The organism is Nocardioides luteus, from assembly GCF_000960475.2.
Classification (GTDB): domain Bacteria; phylum Actinomycetota; class Actinomycetes; order Propionibacteriales; family Nocardioidaceae; genus Nocardioides; species Nocardioides luteus_A.
In genome coordinates, this window is sequence record NZ_JZDQ02000036.1 from 25,181 (window position 1) to 41,104 (window position 15,924).

The following is a 15,924-nucleotide window of genomic DNA, read 5'->3' on the forward strand; positions in this document are numbered from 1 at the left end:
CCACCCGCTCATTCTCTACTAATTTAGTCGACTAAGGATGCAAGGTTCCACGACACAAGACTGAGAGGGCGCGATGACCACAGAGGCTGTACGCAACGCCGCGGATTTCGATGCGGCACCCACCACCCCCGAGGGCTGGGTCGACCGGGCACGCGAGGTGGCCACCCGCCTCTCCGTGGACGCGGTCGCCCGTGACCGCGCCAACCAGGTCCCGACGTACGAGGTGAACCTGCTCAAGGAGAGCGGTCTGGTCACGCTGCTCGGTCCGGTCGAGCACGGCGGCGCCGGCCAGGACTGGACGACCGCGCTGCGCGTCGTCCGGGCGGTCGCCGCGGGCGACGGCTCGATCGGGCAGCTGCTCGGCTACCACTATCTGTGGGCCTGGGCGGCGCGACTGGTCGGCACCCCGGAGCAGATCGCCGCCGTCGAGCAGCTCTACACCGAGAACAACTTCTTCTTCGGCGGCGCGGTCAACCCGCGCGACGACGACCTGGTGATCAAGGTCGAGGGCGACGAGCTCGTCTTCACCGGTCGCAAGTCGTTCTCCACCGGCGGGCGCATCTCCGACCTGACGGTGCTCGAGGGCGTCATCGAGGGCACCGAGAAGCATGTCTTCGCGATCGTCCCGACCCAGCAGGAGGCCATCGTCTTCGCCGGCGACTGGGACAACCTCGGCCAGCGGCTCACCGAGTCCGGCGCCGTCGAGATCAACGGCGTACGCGTCCCGTGGGAGTCGGCGGCCGGCTACGTGAAGCAGGCCGACGGCTCGTTCGAGTTCCAGCCGCGGGTCTACAACACGCTCAACGTCCCGCTCGTCCAGATCATCTTCGCCAACTTCTACATCGGGATCGCCGAGGGTGCGCTGAAGACCGCGGCGACCTACACCCGCGACACCACTCGGGCGTGGCCGTACGCCGGCGACGTGAAGGAGAGCGCGAGCGAGGAGTTCTACATCCAGGAGACCTACGGCGACCTCACCTCCAAGCTGTGGGCGGCCGAGGCGCTGGTCGAGCGGGCTGCGACCCTGATCGAGGCGATCAACTCCCACGCCGACGAGGTCACCGAGCAGGAGCGCGGCGAGGCGGCGGTCGTGATCGCGGCGGCCAAGCAGGTCGCGATCGACGTCGGCCTCGAGATCGGCACCAAGGTCTACGACCTCACCGGCGCCCGGGCGACCTCCAACAAGGTCGGTCTCGACATCGCCTGGCGCAACATCCGCACCCACTCGCTGCACGACCCGGTGGCGCACAAGCGGGCCGAGGTCGGGCGCTACGCGCTGCTCGGCGAGATCCCGGCACCGACCTGGTACACGTGAGGGGGCGGCGTTGACGACACTCGACAACACCTTCCTGACCCGGCCCACGATCAGGACGGAGCGGCTCGACAAGCTGCGCGCCCGCTTCGCACCGGTCTTCGAGGAGATCGCGGCGGGAGCCCTCGAGCGCGAGCTGTCCGGAGAGCTGCCGACCGAAGCCGTCGACCGGCTCAAGCGGGCCGGTTTCGGCGCCGTCCGGGTCCCTGAGGAGTTCGGTGGCGCGGGCGCGACCCTTCCGGAGCTCACGCAGCTCTGGATCGACCTGGTCGCGGCCGACGCCAACCTCGCCCAGGCGCTGCGCGGGCACTTCGCCTTCGCGGAGGACCGGCTCTGGCACCACCGCGCCGGGACGTCGCAGGAGATCTGGTTCGAGCGCTTCGTGTCCGGTGAGATCGCCGGGAACGCGTGGTCGGAGGTGGGCTCGACGACCATCGACACCCAGCAGACCGTGCTCACGAAGCGGTCGGACGGGACGTACGTCCTGAATGGGTCGAAGTACTACACGACCGGGACGATCTTCGCGGAGTGGGCCGACGTCTACGCCCTGCTGGACGAGCCGGGTGAGAAGCAGTTCGTCATCGCGATCACCGACGCCCGGGAGAACGGCGTCACCACGACCGATGACTGGGCAGGCTTCGGCCAGCTCGGGACGGGGTCGGGGACGACGACGTTCGAGAACGTCACCGTGCGGGCCGAGAACGTGCTCCCGTTCGGGGAGCGCTACCCCTACCAGACCGCGCTCTACCAGCTGAACCTGCTGGCGACGCTGGCCGGCATCGCCCGGGCGGCGACGGCGGACACGGTCGAGGCGGTGCGGGCGCGGGAGCGCAACTACTCCCACGCCAACGCCGCGCGGGTGCGCGACGACCCGCAGGTGCTCGCGCGCGTGGGTGAGATCGCCTCGGCGGCGTACGTCGTGGAGGCGGCGACCATCCGCACCGCGACGGCGCTGCAGGAGAACGCCGACCTGGCCGGCTCCGGGGACCGGGAGGCGATCGCGGCGGCCAACGAGCTCGCCGAGCTCGAGTCCTCGGCGGCCCAGGTGGTCGTGACCGAGCAGGTGCTCACTGCGGTGACGAACCTGTTCGACACGCTCGGCGCCTCGGGCACGGAGCGGGAGCGGGGCCTGGACCGGCACTGGCGCAACGCCCGCACGGTCTCCTCGCACAACCCGCGCATCCTCAAGGCGAAGGTCGTCGGTGCGCACCTGGTGAACGGCACCCCGCCGCCGTACGCCTGGGCGATCGGCACGACCTCTCGCCCCACCGCCTCCTGATAGGCGGCACCTATCACGGGATCGGGTCTTCCGGTGGTCCACATCGGGAGATCCGGTCTCGCGATCTGTTTAATCAGATAAGTTTAATAGACATTCGCGATCCAAGGAGACCAGCATGACTTCACCGGCAACCGAGCCCCTGAAGTTCGCCTACTGGGTGCCCAACGTCAGTGGCGGCCTGGTGGTGAGCAAGATCGAGCAGCGCACCGACTGGAGCTACGACTACAACAAGAAGCTCGCGCAGCTGGCCGAGAAGAACGGCTTCGAGTACGCCCTCTCCCAGGTGCGCTACATCGCCTCCTACGGCGCGGCCTACCAGCACGAGTCGACCTCGTTCTCCCTCGCGCTCCTGCTGGCCACCGAGCGGCTGAAGGTGATCGCGGCCGTCCACCCGGGGCTCTGGCAGCCCGGCGTGCTCGCCAAGTGGCTGGCCACCGCCGACCACATCTCCGGCGGCCGCGCGGCCGTCAACGTGGTCTCCGGGTGGTTCAAGGACGAGTTCACCAAGCTCGGCGAGCCGTGGCTCGAGCACGGCGAGCGCTACCGCCGCTCGGAGGAGTTCATCCGCTACCTGCGCGAGATCTGGACCAGCGACGCCGCCGAGCTCAACGGCGACTTCTACCGGCTCCACGACTTCGACCTCAAGCCCAAGCCGCTGGCCAGCGAGGGCCGGCCGCACCCGGAGATCTTCCAGGGCGGCAATTCCTCCGATGCCAAGGGCATGGCCGGCCGGGTCTCGGACTGGTACTTCGCCAACGGCAACACCCCCGAGGGCCTGGCCGCGCAGATCAAGGACGTCAACGCGGTCGCCGGGCCGCTGGGTCGCCGGGTCCGGTTCGGCATCAACGGCTTCATCGTCGCCCGCGACACCGAGAAGGAGGCGCGCGACACCGTCCGGGAGATCATCGACAAGGCCGACCGTGAGGCCGTCGAGGGCTTCGGCTCCGCGGTCAAGCAGGCCGGGCAGTCGACCGGCGACAAGACCGGGATGTGGCAGGACTCCACCTTCGAGGACCTGGTGCAGTACAACGACGGCTTCCGCACCGGCCTGATCGGCACGCCCGAGCAGGTCGCGGAGCGGATCGTGGAGCTCAAGCGGGCCGGGGCCGACCTGATCCTCGGCGGCTTCCTGCACTACCTCGAGGACGTGGAGTACTTCGGCCAGCGGGTGCTCCCGCTCGTGCGTGAGCTCGAGGCGCAGCAGCTGGAGCCCGTGGCTTGAGCACGACGGAGATCTCCCTGCTCGATGCCGAGACCGCGCCCGTGGTGGCGCGGCGGCTGGCCGACGAGCTCGCGCTCGGCGACGGCGCCCGCGACCGGGGCAGAACGCTGCCCCACGACCAGGTCAGGGCGTACGCCGCCGCCGGGCTCGGCGCGCTCACCGTGCCGCTCGAGTTCGGCGGCCCGGCGCTGCCGGCCACGTCCGTGGCCGAGGTGTTCCGGCTGGTCTCGTGGGGTGATCCCAACGTCGGCCAGGTGCCGCACAGCCACTTCGTCTTCCTCAACCAGCTGCGGCTGAACGGCACGCGCGAGCAGCAGCAGCGGATCTACAGCGAGGTGCGGGCCGGTGCGCTGGTCGCCAACGCACAGTCGGAGTTCGGCACGAAGCATGTGCGCGACATCCGGACGACGCTCACGCCGGGTCGGGAGGAGGGGGAGTGGTTGCTGAACGGCGAGAAGTTCTACTGCACCGGCTCGCTCTTCGCCGACTACCTCGCCGTCCTCGCCCGACGTGACGTCGACGGGCCGCTGCAGGTGGCGTGGGTCCGCGCGGAGAGCCCCGGCGTCGAGATCGTCGACGACTGGGACGCCGTCGGGCAGCGTACGACCGGGTCCGGCACCGTGCGCCTCACCGACGTCGTGGTCGCGGAGGAGTGGATCACGCCGTTCGCGGTCACTTTCGACGTACCGACGACCTACGGCGCCTTCGCGCAGCTGCTGCACGCGGCCATCGACGCCGGGATCGCCCGGCGGGCTCTGGACGAGGCCTCCACGTTCGTGTGCACGAAGTCCCGCCCCTACGCCGACGCGGTCGCGCTCGCCGGCGCCGAGACCGCCGCCCAGGACCCGCTGGTCGTCCAGGCCTTCGGCGAGATGGAGCTGGCCGTACGCAGCGCCGAGGCGCTCCTCGCCGAGGCAGGGCGGCGCGTGGACGAGGCCGACGCGGACCTCACCGAGAAGTCGGCCGCGGAGGCGAGCCTCGCCGTCGCGGCCGCCCGCGCGTCGACCGCCAAGGTCTCGGTCGACGTCACCAGCCGCCTGCTCGAGGTCTCCGGCGCCCGGTCGGCCCTGACGACGACCAACCTCGACCGCCACTGGCGCAACGCCCGCACCCACACCTTGCACGACCCGGCCGCCTGGAAGGTCCAGCACCTCGGACGCTGGGCCGTCGACCGCACCCCGCCGCCTCGGCACGGGCAGATCTGACATCCCTACATCCCACGCGAAAGGCAGTGATGAGCACCCTCACGTTCCACTGGTTCCTCCCGACCAACGGCGGCGACGGCCGTCATGTGATCGGCGGCGGTCACGGCGTCAGCGCGCTGGCGGCCGGCCGTCCCGCGACGGTGCCCTATCTCGGCCAGATCGCCCGCAGCGCCGAGCAGCTCGGCTTCGAGGCGGCGCTGACGCCGACCGGGGCGTGGTGCGAGGACGCCTGGGTGACGACCGCGATGCTCAGCTCGCTCTCCGAACGGCTGAAGTTCCTGGTCGCCTTCCGGCCCGACTCGGTCTCGCCCTACCTGGCCGCGCAGATGGCGGGCACCTTCCAGAACCTGTCCGGGCAGCGGCTGCTCCTCAACGTCGTCACCGGCGGCGAGGACCACGAGCAGCGGATGTACGGCGACTTCCTCGCCAAGGACGAGCGCTACGAGCGGTGCGGGGAGTTCCTGCACATCGTCCGCCGGCTCTGGGCGGGGGAGACGGTGACCTTCTCCGGCAAGCACCTCTCGGTGGAGAACGCCCGGCTCGAGCAGCGGCCGACGCCGGTCCCGGACATCTACTTCGGTGGCTCCTCGCCGGCCGCGCTGGAGGTCGCCGCCGAGCACGCCGACGTCTACCTGACCTGGGGCGAGCCGCCGGCGGCGGTCGCCGAGAAGATCGCCCGGGTGCAGAAGCTGGCCGCCGACCGCGGGCGTGAGCTCCGCTTCGGGATCCGGCTGCACTCGATCGCGCGCGAGACCGCCTCGGCCGCCTGGGCCGAGGCCGACCGGCTGCTCGAGAACATCTCCGACGAGGACATCGAGCGCGTCCAGGCCGGGCTCTCCCGCAGCGTCTCGGAGGGTCAGCGGCGGATGCTGGAGCTCAACCAGGGCTCGCGCGACGGGCTCGAGATCCACCCCAACCTGTGGGCCGGCATCGGCCTGGTCCGCGGCGGCGCCGGCACCGCGCTGGTCGGCTCCTACACCGAGATCGCCGACCTGATCGAGGCCTACCACGCCGTCGGGATCACCGAGTTCGTGCTCTCGGGCTACCCGCACCTGGAGGAGTCCTACTGGTTCGGCGAGGGCGTCCTGCCCGAGCTCGCCCGCCGGGGCCTGTGGTCCCACCCCGCCCCTGTCGTCGGCCGAGGAGCGGCGGTGCCGTTCGGCGCCGCCGCCCAGTAGGAGAACCCATGTCCGTCCCCCACAAAGCCACCGCCGACCCGAAGCGGGTCGCCCTCGCCGCATCCGTCGGCGCCACCATCGAGTGGTACGACTTCTTCCTCTACGGCACCGCCGCCGGCCTGGTCTTCGACAGGCTCTACTTCAACGGGCTCAGCGGCACCGCCGCGACCTTCGCCTCCTTCGGCACCTTCGCCGTCGGGTTCCTGGCCCGCCCGGTCGGCGGCCTGATCTTCGGTCACTTCGGCGACCGGATCGGACGCAAGACCATGCTGATCTGGACGCTCGTGATCATGGGCGTCGGTACGTCCCTGGTCGGGCTGCTCCCGACGTACGACTCCATCGGGGTGCTCGCCCCGATCGCGCTCGTGGTGCTCCGGATCCTGCAGGGGATCGGCGTCGGCGGCGAGTACGGCGGGGCGGTGCTGCTCGCGACCGAGTTCGCGCCGCACGGCCGGCGCGGGCTCTACGGCAGCTTCGCGCACATCGGCGTGCCGGGCGGGCTGGTGCTCGCCTCGGGAGCGTTCGCGATTGCCTCGCAGCTGCCCGACGCGGCGTTCCTGGCATGGGGGTGGCGGGTCTGCTTCCTGATCTCGATCGTGCTCCTCGCCATCGGCGCCTGGATCCGGCTCTCGATCATGGAGACACCGTCGTTCCAGGAGGTGCAGGCGGAGAAGAAGGTCTCCAAGCTGCCGGTCGGCGAGCTCTTCCGGCGTCAGCCGCGCACGCTGCTGCTCGGGATGGGGACCCGCTTCGTGGAGGGGTTCACCTACAACCTCTACTCGGTCTTCCTGCTCTCCTACGCCGTGGCCGACGCCGGCCTGAGCCGGTCCGTGGTGCTGAACGCGATCATGGCCGGCGCGCTGCTGGGGGTGGTCACGACCGTCGTCGCCGGAGCGCTGAGCGACCGGTTCGGTCGTCGCCCGGTCTACACCGTCGGGGCCGCCCTCGGCCTGGTGATCGCCTTCCCGGTCGCTGCCGCGGTCCAGTCCGGGGCGGTGGTGCCGTCGGTGGCGGCCTTCATCGGTGGGCTGGGCCTGGTCTACGGCACCGTCTACGGGCCGCTGGCGGCGTTCTGGAGCGAGCTGTTCGACACCCGCTACCGGTTCTCCGCGCTCAACGCGCTCTACCAGATCTCAGGAGTGGTGGCCTCCGGGCTGACGCCGCTGATCGCGGCCGCCCTGGTGGCGCTCTCCGATGACCGCTCGCTGTGGTGGGTGGCCGGCTACAACGTCGTGGTCGCCGCGATCAGTCTGACCTGCATGTGGCTGCTGCCGGAGACCCGTGGCGAGAGGCTGCGGGACACGGCGGTGGACGAGGCGCGGGCAGAGCCCGCGAGAGAGGTGGTGGCGTGATGTCCGGTCCGCTGCGTACGAATCAGGATCTGGACCCGGCCGCGCTGCGGCAGGCCTTCGGGGTCTTCCCCAGCGGAGTGGTCGCGGTCGCCGCCGTCGTCGACGGTCGCCCCGTCGGCCTGGCCGCGTCCTCGTTCACCTCGGTGTCCCTGGACCCGCCGCTGGTCTCGTTCTCGGTGGCCAGGACCTCGAAGACCTGGCCCGACCTGCGCCGCTCCTCGCACCTGGGCGTCACCGTCCTCGCCGAGCACCACGGCGAGGTCTGCCGCCAGCTCGCCGGCCCGGTCGACTCCCGGTTCGACGGGCTGGTCGTCAGCGAGACCGTCGACGGAGCGCTGACCCTGGACGAGGGCCTCGCCCGCTTCGACTGCACCGTCTACCGCGAGGTCGAGGCCGGCGACCACATCGTCGTACTCCTCCAGCTCCACGCCGCCGACCACGGCGCCGGCCAGCCCCTGGTCTTCCACCGCTCCAACTTCGGCAAGCTGGCCAGCTGACCCGATCCCGCCGAGCCGTCGGCTACGTCGGCCGAGACGTCACGTACGTCGGCCGAGTTGGCATCGCGGTGCCCACTCGGCCGACGGGGGTGACGCCTCGGCGGGGTTCACCTGGCCAGCAGACCTCATCAGCATCGCCTCAGGCATGGGTGGGAGACTGCTGGTGTGCGTGTCATCGTCGTCGGAGCGGGGATCGCCGGGCTGACCGCGGCCCGCGACCTGTCGCAGAAGGGGCACCGGGTCACGGTGCTGGAGGCCTCGGACCGGGTCGGGGGAAAGATCCGCGGGGAGTCCGTCGCCGGGCAGCTGGTCGACGTCGGTGCCGAGGCGATGCTCAACCGCCGCCCGGAAGGCGTCTCGCTGGCCCGGGAGCTCGGGCTCGAGGTCGTGCACCCGACGGATGCGAAGTCGTCGATCTGGTCGCGCGGCGCGCTGCGGCCGATCCCGCGCTCGATCATGGGCGTACCCCTCGACCTGCCCGCGCTGGAGTCGGCCGGTCTCCTCTCCGAGGAGACCCTGGAGGTCGTACGCCGCGAACCCACGCTCCCACCTGCGAAGACGGACGAGGACATCTCGGTCGGTGACTTCATCGCGTCCCGTTTCGGGGACGAGACGGCCGACCGCCTGGCGGACCCGTTGCTGGCGGGCGTCTACGCCGGCCACGCCCGCGCGATCTCGGTGAAGGCGGCCGCCCCGCAGCTGTTCATGCTGGCCGAGAAGGGGTCGCTGCTGGAGGCCGCCGCCGCGCTGCCGACCTCCGACGTGCCGGTCTTCGCCGGGATCGACGGCGGGATGTCCCGGTTTCCCGAGACCCTCGCCGAGGGTCTCGACGTCCGGTTCGACACCCCGGTCGACACCGTCACCCGGACCCCTCAGGGCTTCCTGATCGAGATGGGGGACGAGGTCGAGGCCGCCGACGCCGTGGTGGTCGCGACCCCCGCCCCGGTCGCCGCGAAGCTGCTCCGCTCGACCGCCCCGGCGGTCGCGCGCGAGCTGTCCGCGATCGAGACCGCGAGCGTCGCGGTGCTCACCTTCGCCTTCCCCGAGCTCCCCGCGGAGCTGGCCGGCAGGTCCGGGTTCCTGGTCCCTCCGGTCGAGGAGTGTGCGATCAAGGCCTCCACCTTCTCCTTCGCCAAGTGGGCGTGGGTGGGGGAGCGCGGCAACTACCTGCGTACCTCCGTCGGGCGCCACGGCGAGCCGCCCTCGGACGACGACGACCGGCTGATCGCCGACTCGTTGGCTGCCCTCGAGCAGATCGTCGGCATCACCGCCGCGCCGACCGACGTGCACGTCCAGCGCTGGCCCGACGCGCTCCCGCAGTATCCGGTCGGCCATCTCGACCGCGTCGCCAGGATCCGCCAAGGGCTCCGCGGGGTGTCCGGTCTCGCTCTGGCCGGCGCCTCCTACGACGGCGTCGGCATCCCGGCCACGATCGGCTCGGCCCACCGCGCCGCGGCCGAGATCGGGTGAATGCTCACCGAGGCGATGTCCTGAGCTTGTCGAAGGGTGACTCGGCGAGGCCTTACTGACCTCGTGGAACTCCGCGACGTCAGTGGCCGCTGACCGAGTCACCTCGGTCGACATCCCGCAGGAACGCGACGATCCCCGCGAGCGCCTCGGGCGCAGCCGGCGCGACCCCGGGCAGCGACATGAACCCGTGGAACGCGGTGTCGTAGTCGACCAGCGAGACCGGGGTGCCGGCGGCACGCAGCGCCTCCGCATAGCGGGTGCCGTGGTCGCGGATCGGGTCGTGCAGCGCGGTGATGATGTGGGCCGGCGGCAGGTCGGCGTGCGACGCGGCGCGCATGGGAGAGGCCTGCCAGGACTCGTCGCCGTAGCGCTCGCCCATGTAGAGGTGGCCGAACGTGCTCATCTGTGTCGAGGTGAGCACCGGCCCGTTGGCGTTGGCCGCCTCGGAGGGGAACTTCTCATACATCTCCACCGCCGGGTAGATCAGCACCTGCGCCCGCACCGAGGGTCCGCCCCCGTCACGAGCCATCAGCGAGACCACCGCCGCCAGGTTGCCGCCGGCGCTGTCGCCCATCACCGCGATCCGGGACGGGTCCCCGCCCAGGTCGGCAGCGTGCTTCGCGACCCACTCCAGGGCGGACCAGGCATCCTCGACGGCGGCCGGGAACGGATGCTCGGGGGCCAGCCGATAGGACGGCGCGACCACGATCGACCCGGTCTCGGCGGCCACGTGCGAGGAGACCCACGCGCTCTGCTCCGGTGTGCCCAGGCACCAGCCGCCGCCGTGGTAGTTGATGACGACCGGCGCGGCCTCGCCGACGCCGCGAGGCGTGTAGATCGCGAAACGGCGCCCGTCGACGTACGTCTCCCGGGTCTCGACGTCCGCGGGACGGCCGAAGAGGAAGGCGGTGACGGGTCCGGTGCGGAATCCCTCGCGCTGGGCGCGCAGGGCGATCATCTCCTCGGCGTTCAGCGGCGTCTTGACCAGGCGCTCCTGGAGGAAGGCGAAGATGCGGGTACGCAGCGGCAGCATGCGCTCACCATAGAGCCCGGTGGGCACCCGGTGACCGGCCTTGGCGCAAAATGGGGGCATGACCGACCCCCAGGCCGACATCAAGTCCAACGCAGCCAAGATCAACGAGCTCAACGAGACCATCCGCTACACGATGTGGTCGGTCTTCTCCCTCGAGGAGACGCTCGGCGACGCCGACCGCAAGGCCGAGGCGGTCGAGGTCGAGGAGCTCTTCGCGGCCTTCGCCGAGGAGGACATCGTGGTGCGTGGCACCTACGACGTGGCCGGCCTGCGCGCCGACGCCGACGTGATGTTCTGGCTCCACGCCGACTCCTCCGACAAGCTCCAGTCGGCCTACCACCGGATCCGCCGCACCACCTTCGGTGCGCGCCTCGTCCCGGTCTGGTCGCAGATGGCGCTGCACCGTCCCGCGGAGTTCAACCGCAGCCACCTGCCGGCGTTCCTGGCCGACGAGCGCACCCACGACTACGTCGCGGTCTACCCGTTCGTCCGCTCCTACGAGTGGTACCTCCTCGACGACAAGGAGCGCCGCCGCCTCCTCGCCGAGCACGGCCAGATGGCGCGCGACTACCCCGACGTCCGGGCCAACACCGTCCCCTCCTTCGCCCTCGGCGACTACGAGTGGATGCTGGCCTTCGAGGCCGACGACCTCTCCCGCATCGTCGACCTGATGCGCCACCTCCGCGGCTCCGAGACCCGCCGCCACGTACGCGAGGAGGTGCCGTTCTACACCGGTGCCCGCGTCGACGTCGCCGACCTCCTGGAGCGGCTTCCCTGACCCCTCGGACGCGTCCGGGAAATTCGCTGTCCGCCCCCGTACGCCTCCACTAGCCTTTTCCGTCGCGGTGGCTCGTGCTCGGGTTCGATTGCCGATCCCGTCATGGTCGCCTGATCTCCGAACGACCGCGGGAGGGCAGAAGTGTGGGGATGACGATCCCGGGAGAGCTGGACTTCGTTCTCGACCTGCTCGGTTACGAGTGGCCGAACGTCGACGAGGACGCGGTCCGTGACGCCGCACAGCTGGTGCGCGGCCTGGAGGCGGACCTGCGGGGCACCCTCGATGACCTGCAGGTCCGGGTCAACGAGCTCGGCGACGGAGCCAAGGCGCAGTCGACCAACGCGCTGATCCGGGCCTGGACCGAGAACCGCACCTCCAACATGGACGCGGTGCTCGACGCGCTGCCGGGGGTCGCGACCGGGATCGACATCGCCGCCGACGCCATCGTCGCGCTGAAGGTGAAGGTGATCGCCGAGCTGACGATCACGGCCGCCCAGATCGCGGCGGCCGCGGCGACCGCCGTGGTCACCGCCGGCCTCAGCGTCGCCGGCAACGCCGCACTCATCGCGGTGCGGAAGAAGGCGCTCGACATCGCCACCGACCTCGCGATGGAGGAGCTGATCGGCCAGCTCGCCTCCATGGTGATCGAGCCGTTGACCGGCACGATCGCCGAGCTCGCCATCTCGATCGCGGAGGCCCCGTTGGTGACCGACGGCGACGCGACCGCGGCGACCGAGCTCAGCTACGACGTGATGGAGCAGATCGCCTCCGCGCTCAACGACTGCGGCGCGGACCAGTACGAGCTCTGTGCCACGTTCGCCGCCGAAGTGTCCGACCTGCCCTTCTTCCAGTCCTAGGAGTACCTCGATGGCCAGAAAGATGGATGACGTCGTCGAGGAGCTCCGCGAGGCGGCGACCAAGGCTCTCCGGGACGTCGGACACGCGCTGAAGAAGAACGCCGACGACGTCGCCGACGGGATCCGGAAGCACGCGGATGCCCGTCGCGACCTCGACAGCGACATGGCGCGCTCCGGCTCCGACCGTCCGGGTGGCAACACCCGCGACTCCACGACCACGGACGGCTCCTCGCGCGACGGAGGCCGGGACCAGCAGGGCTGTGGTGACCCGGTCGACGTGGCCACGGGCGCGGTCTTCCTCCAGTGGAACGACCTGACGCTCCCGGGTGACCTCCCGCTGATCCTGAGCCGGAAGCATTCGAGCGACTGGACCTACGGCCATTGGTTCGGCCCGTCGTGGTCCTCGACGTTCGACGAGCGGATCGACGTCCACACCGACCTGGTCGGGCGGCGTTCGGCGGTCGTGGTGGCCGCGGACACCAGGGCCCATGTCTTCAAGAACCTCAGGCCCGGCGAGTGGACCCGGCCGGTCGCGGGCGGGGCGCTGCGGCTGCAGGTCAGCGAGGCCGGTGAGTATCACCTGCTCGACGAGACGACCGGCGAGACCCGCCACTACGCCGGCATCGGCGGCCCGGGTGGCACTGCGTGGCTGTCGTCGATCACGAACGCCTCGGGTGATCGGATCCGGTTTGCGCGCGACGAGCTGGGTGCTCCCACGGAGGTCACCCACAGCGCCGGCTACCGGGTGCAGGTGGCCACCGGCGGAGACCGGGTCACCGGGTTGTCGGTGACCCGGCCCGACGGCGCCGACGCGGTGCAGGTGGCGGGCTACCGCTACGACGCCGACGGTGACCTGGCCGGGGTCGTCAACGGCTCCGGCGAGGAGATGGAGTTCGCCTACGACCAGCACCGTCTGACCCGCTGGGTCGACCGCAACGGCACGGTCTACGACTACGTGTACGACGCGCAGGGCCGTTGTATCAGTCAGGGCGGCTCGGACGGCGTCATGCGCAACACCTTCGAGTACGGAGAGCCCAACGCGAGCGGTCTGCGTGAGACCCGGGTCACCGACTCCCGCGGCCTCGCCACGGTCTTCAAGATCAACTCCCGCTTCCAGGTCGTCGCCACCATCGACCCGCTCGGCGGCGCGACCAGCTCGGAGTGGAGCGAGCAGAACCAGCTCCTCGCCCGCACCGACCCGCTCGGCCGCCGCACGACCTTCGTCTACGACGGCGCCGGGAATCTCACCGAGGTCACCCGTCCCGACGGCAGCCAGGTCACGATGGAGTGGGTCGACACTCCTGCCGGGCCGCGGATGGCCCGTCAGACGCTGGCCGACGGCTCGGTGACGACGCTGGGCTACGACGAGGCCGGGCGACGCACCTCGACCACGGACGCCACCGGTGCGACCACCTCGTTCGGTTACGGCGCCGACGGTCATCTGGCCTCGGTCACCGACCCCCTCGGTCGGGTCCGCACCATCGAGACCGACGCGGCCGGTCTGCCGCGTCGGGTCGTCGAGCCCGACGGCCGCTGGGCCGAGTTCGAGCGCGACCACCTCGGGCGGGTAGTCGCCAGCACGGACGCCCTGGGCACGCGCACGGCCTACTCGTGGACCGCCGACGGTCAGCTCGCCTCTCGGGTCCTCCCCGACGGCTCGAGGGAGACCTGGACGTACGACGGCGAGGGCAACCCGGTCTCCTACACCGACCCGGCCGGTCGCACCACGATGACCAGGTTCACCCACTTCGACATGCCTGCCGAGGTGATGGCACCCGACGGCACGACCACGCGCTACACCTACGACCCCGAGCTGCGTCTCACCTCGGTGACGAACCCGCAGGGCTCGGTCTGGTCCTACGTCTACGACGAGGCCGGTCGCCTCACGACCGAGACCGACTACAACGGCCGCACGCTGACCTACACCTACGACACCGCCGGCCAGATGGTCGAGCAGGTCAACGGCGCAGGTCAGCGGCTGGTCTACGGCTACGACATCCTCGGCAACGTCGTCTCCGAGCAGGCCGGCGACCAGACCACCACGATGGCGTACGACCCGATCGGCCGTCTCCTGCGTGCGACCTCCCTCGGCGTCGATCTCGTCATCGAACGCGACCCGCTCGGCCGGGTGCTCGCAGAGTCGATCAACGGTCGCACGCTGGTGAAGGAGTACGACGCGCTGGGCCGTCCGACGCGGCGTACGACGCCCGCGGGCGTCGAGACGACCTGGGACTACGGTGCCGGCCCCGCGCCGGAGCGGATGACCGTCGCCGGCCACGAGATCGCCTTCGAGCACGACCTGGCCGGCCGCGAGACCCGGCGTACGACCGGCGACCTCGTCCTCGAGCACACCTGGGACCTTCTGGGTCAGCCCCTGACCCAGCGCGTCGAGCGCACCGCTGCTTCCTCGCCGGTGGATGTGCTCCAGGAGCGCACCTACGCCTACGCGTCGGCGGGTCGTCTGATCGGGGTCGAGGACCGGCTCACCGGCGCCCGACGGTTCGAGCTCGATCTCGCCGACCAGATCACCTCGGTCGCGCTCGACGGCTCGGTGACGGAGTCCTACTCCTACGACCCGCTCGGCAACATCACCCGCTCGGCCGCCGACGGTGGCGACGCGGAACGCCGTGAGTACGACGGCAACCTCCTCGCCCGTGCCGGTCGCAGCCGTTTCGCCTACGACGACCAGGGACGCCTCGTCCGCCACACCCGGACCCGGCTGTCGGCCAAGCCGGACACGTGGCTGTACGAGTGGGACGCCAAGGACCGTCTCGCGGCCGTACGAACTCCCGACGGCACCCGCTGGACCTACGTCTACGACGCACTCGGTCGCCGAACCGCCAAGCGGCGCCACGACGAGGCCGGTGCCATCGTCGAGCAGACCGTCTTCGCCTGGGACGGGCTCACGATGGTCGAGCAGACCTCTGCCGACGGGAGCACCACCGCATGGGCCCACGACGGCCAGCGTGCCCTCGCCCAGGTCGAGCTGACCCAGGACCAGGCGGACGCCCGGTTCTTCGCGATCGTCACCGACCTCGTGGGCGCGCCGTCGGAGATGCTGACCGCCGACGCCGAGCTCGTCTGGCATGCCCGTCGGACCATCTGGGGAGCCCCGCGCGACGACACCTCGGCGCCGACGCCGCTGCGCTTCGCCGGTCAGTACGCCGACGCCGAGACCGGCCTGTACTACAACAACCAGCGCTACTACGACCCGGCCACGGGCCGCTATCTCAGCCAGGACCCGCTCGGTCTCCTTCCGGCACCCAACCCGAACACCTACGTCCGCAACCCACTGATGTGGGCCGACCCGCTCGGTCTGGCGCCGAGCGCCTGCAAGAAGAACGCCCAGGAGCTACGGGACAACCTGAACGCGGACGGACGACCGCCTCAGCCCGGCGAGGCCGCTGCTCACATCGTCCCCTCCACGGCGTCGAACGGCCATTGGGCGCCGGGCGCGCGGGCGCGGCAGCTGCTGCACTACTACGGTGTCGACATCAACGGCGCCGCGAACGGTCTGCCCCTGGGACACCCCTCGCCGCACAACTACACCCACCGCGGCAACTTCCTCACGCGGGTCGAGCAGAGCCTCCTCCAGATCGAGTCGGCCGGTATCCGCAGAGGAGCGAGCGTCGATCAGATCGGCGCCGCGATGGAGAACCAGCTGCGGGTCATCGGCCGGGCGGTGGCCAGCGAGCTCGCAGGTGGCTCGCCGGCTCCCGGCTCGGTGTGGACGGGATAGGT

At 70.8% G+C, this 15,924-nt stretch carries 12 protein-coding genes; 11 read left to right on the forward strand and 1 reads right to left on the reverse strand.

The genetic code is table 11. The features are described from left to right. The first annotated feature begins 73 nt into the window (after positions 1–73). The 8 genes from UG56_RS22025 (at position 74) to hemG (ending at position 9,515) form a co-directional block, all read left to right on the forward strand. Positions 74–1,315 (forward strand): acyl-CoA dehydrogenase family protein, encoded by a 1,242-nt coding sequence (locus UG56_RS22025; RefSeq protein WP_045548190.1) that lies wholly within the window; start codon positions 74–76, stop codon positions 1,313–1,315. A gap of 10 nt (positions 1,316–1,325) precedes the next feature. Then, on the forward strand, positions 1,326–2,591 hold the full coding sequence (locus tag UG56_RS22030) for an acyl-CoA dehydrogenase family protein (RefSeq protein WP_084101425.1): 1,266 nt from the start codon (positions 1,326–1,328) through the stop codon (positions 2,589–2,591). 115 nt (positions 2,592–2,706) lie between these two features. Next, positions 2,707–3,813 carry a dimethylsulfone monooxygenase SfnG gene (gene sfnG, locus UG56_RS22035; RefSeq protein WP_045548191.1) on the forward strand — a complete coding sequence of 369 codons (1,107 nt, stop codon included), beginning with the start codon at positions 2,707–2,709 and terminating at the stop codon, positions 3,811–3,813. Then, on the forward strand, positions 3,810–5,018 hold the full coding sequence (locus UG56_RS22040) for an SfnB family sulfur acquisition oxidoreductase (RefSeq protein WP_045548192.1): 1,209 nt from the start codon (positions 3,810–3,812) through the stop codon (positions 5,016–5,018). The genes sfnG and UG56_RS22040 overlap by 4 nt, the downstream gene beginning before the upstream one ends. A 29-nt stretch (positions 5,019–5,047) precedes the next feature. Beyond that, positions 5,048–6,196 (forward strand): LLM class flavin-dependent oxidoreductase, encoded by a 1,149-nt coding sequence (locus UG56_RS22045; protein ID WP_045548193.1) that lies wholly within the window; start codon positions 5,048–5,050, stop codon positions 6,194–6,196. A gap of 8 nt (positions 6,197–6,204) precedes the next feature. Beyond that, a complete protein-coding gene (locus UG56_RS22050; protein ID WP_045548194.1) occupies positions 6,205–7,548 on the forward strand; it encodes an MFS transporter in 1,344 nt (447 codons plus the stop codon). Beyond that, positions 7,548–8,045 carry a flavin reductase family protein gene (locus UG56_RS22055; protein ID WP_045548195.1) on the forward strand — a complete coding sequence of 166 codons (498 nt, stop codon included), beginning with the start codon at positions 7,548–7,550 and terminating at the stop codon, positions 8,043–8,045. Before UG56_RS22050 ends, UG56_RS22055 begins: the two co-directional genes overlap by 1 nt. A gap of 165 nt (positions 8,046–8,210) precedes the next feature. Further along, positions 8,211–9,515 carry a protoporphyrinogen oxidase gene (gene hemG, locus UG56_RS22060; protein WP_052693412.1) on the forward strand — a complete coding sequence of 435 codons (1,305 nt, stop codon included), beginning with the start codon at positions 8,211–8,213 and terminating at the stop codon, positions 9,513–9,515. 79 nt (positions 9,516–9,594) lie between these two features. Here the strand turns inward: hemG and UG56_RS22065 are convergent, their stop codons facing one another. Then, a complete protein-coding gene (locus tag UG56_RS22065) occupies positions 9,595–10,548 on the reverse strand; it encodes an alpha/beta hydrolase (RefSeq protein ID WP_045548197.1) in 954 nt (317 codons plus the stop codon). Positions 10,549–10,606: 58 nt separating this feature from the next. Here UG56_RS22065 and hemQ point away from each other — a divergent pair, with 58 nt between their 5' ends. From hemQ to UG56_RS22080, 3 genes are all read left to right on the forward strand, one after another. Continuing rightward, positions 10,607–11,326: a hydrogen peroxide-dependent heme synthase gene (hemQ, locus tag UG56_RS22070; RefSeq protein ID WP_045548198.1), complete on the forward strand. Its 720-nt coding sequence runs from the start codon at positions 10,607–10,609 to the stop codon at positions 11,324–11,326. A 149-nt stretch (positions 11,327–11,475) separates the two neighbouring features. Next, positions 11,476–12,183: a WXG100-like domain-containing protein gene (locus UG56_RS22075; protein ID WP_052693414.1), complete on the forward strand. Its 708-nt coding sequence runs from the start codon at positions 11,476–11,478 to the stop codon at positions 12,181–12,183. A gap of 10 nt (positions 12,184–12,193) precedes the next feature. After that, positions 12,194–15,922 (forward strand): RHS repeat-associated core domain-containing protein, encoded by a 3,729-nt coding sequence (locus UG56_RS22080; protein ID WP_045548199.1) that lies wholly within the window; start codon positions 12,194–12,196, stop codon positions 15,920–15,922. Positions 15,923–15,924: the final 2 nt, after the last annotated feature.

Excerpts from the sequence above, each read along its gene's own strand:
- UG56_RS22055 (WP_045548195.1), top strand. The coding sequence starts at position 7,548 with ATGTCCGGTCCGCTGCGTACGAATCAGGATCTGGACCCGGCCGCGCTG.
- UG56_RS22025 (WP_045548190.1), top strand. The coding sequence starts at position 74 with ATGACCACAGAGGCTGTACGCAACGCCGCGGATTTCGATGCGGCACCC.
- UG56_RS22065 (WP_045548197.1), bottom strand. The coding sequence starts at position 10,548 with ATGCTGCCGCTGCGTACCCGCATCTTCGCCTTCCTCCAGGAGCGCCTG.
- UG56_RS22080 (WP_045548199.1), top strand. The coding sequence starts at position 12,194 with ATGGCCAGAAAGATGGATGACGTCGTCGAGGAGCTCCGCGAGGCGGCG.
- UG56_RS22050 (WP_045548194.1), top strand. The coding sequence starts at position 6,205 with ATGTCCGTCCCCCACAAAGCCACCGCCGACCCGAAGCGGGTCGCCCTC.
- UG56_RS22075 (WP_052693414.1), top strand. The coding sequence starts at position 11,476 with ATGACGATCCCGGGAGAGCTGGACTTCGTTCTCGACCTGCTCGGTTAC.
- UG56_RS22045 (WP_045548193.1), top strand. The coding sequence starts at position 5,048 with ATGAGCACCCTCACGTTCCACTGGTTCCTCCCGACCAACGGCGGCGAC.
- hemQ (WP_045548198.1), top strand. The coding sequence starts at position 10,607 with ATGACCGACCCCCAGGCCGACATCAAGTCCAACGCAGCCAAGATCAAC.
- sfnG (WP_045548191.1), top strand. The coding sequence starts at position 2,707 with ATGACTTCACCGGCAACCGAGCCCCTGAAGTTCGCCTACTGGGTGCCC.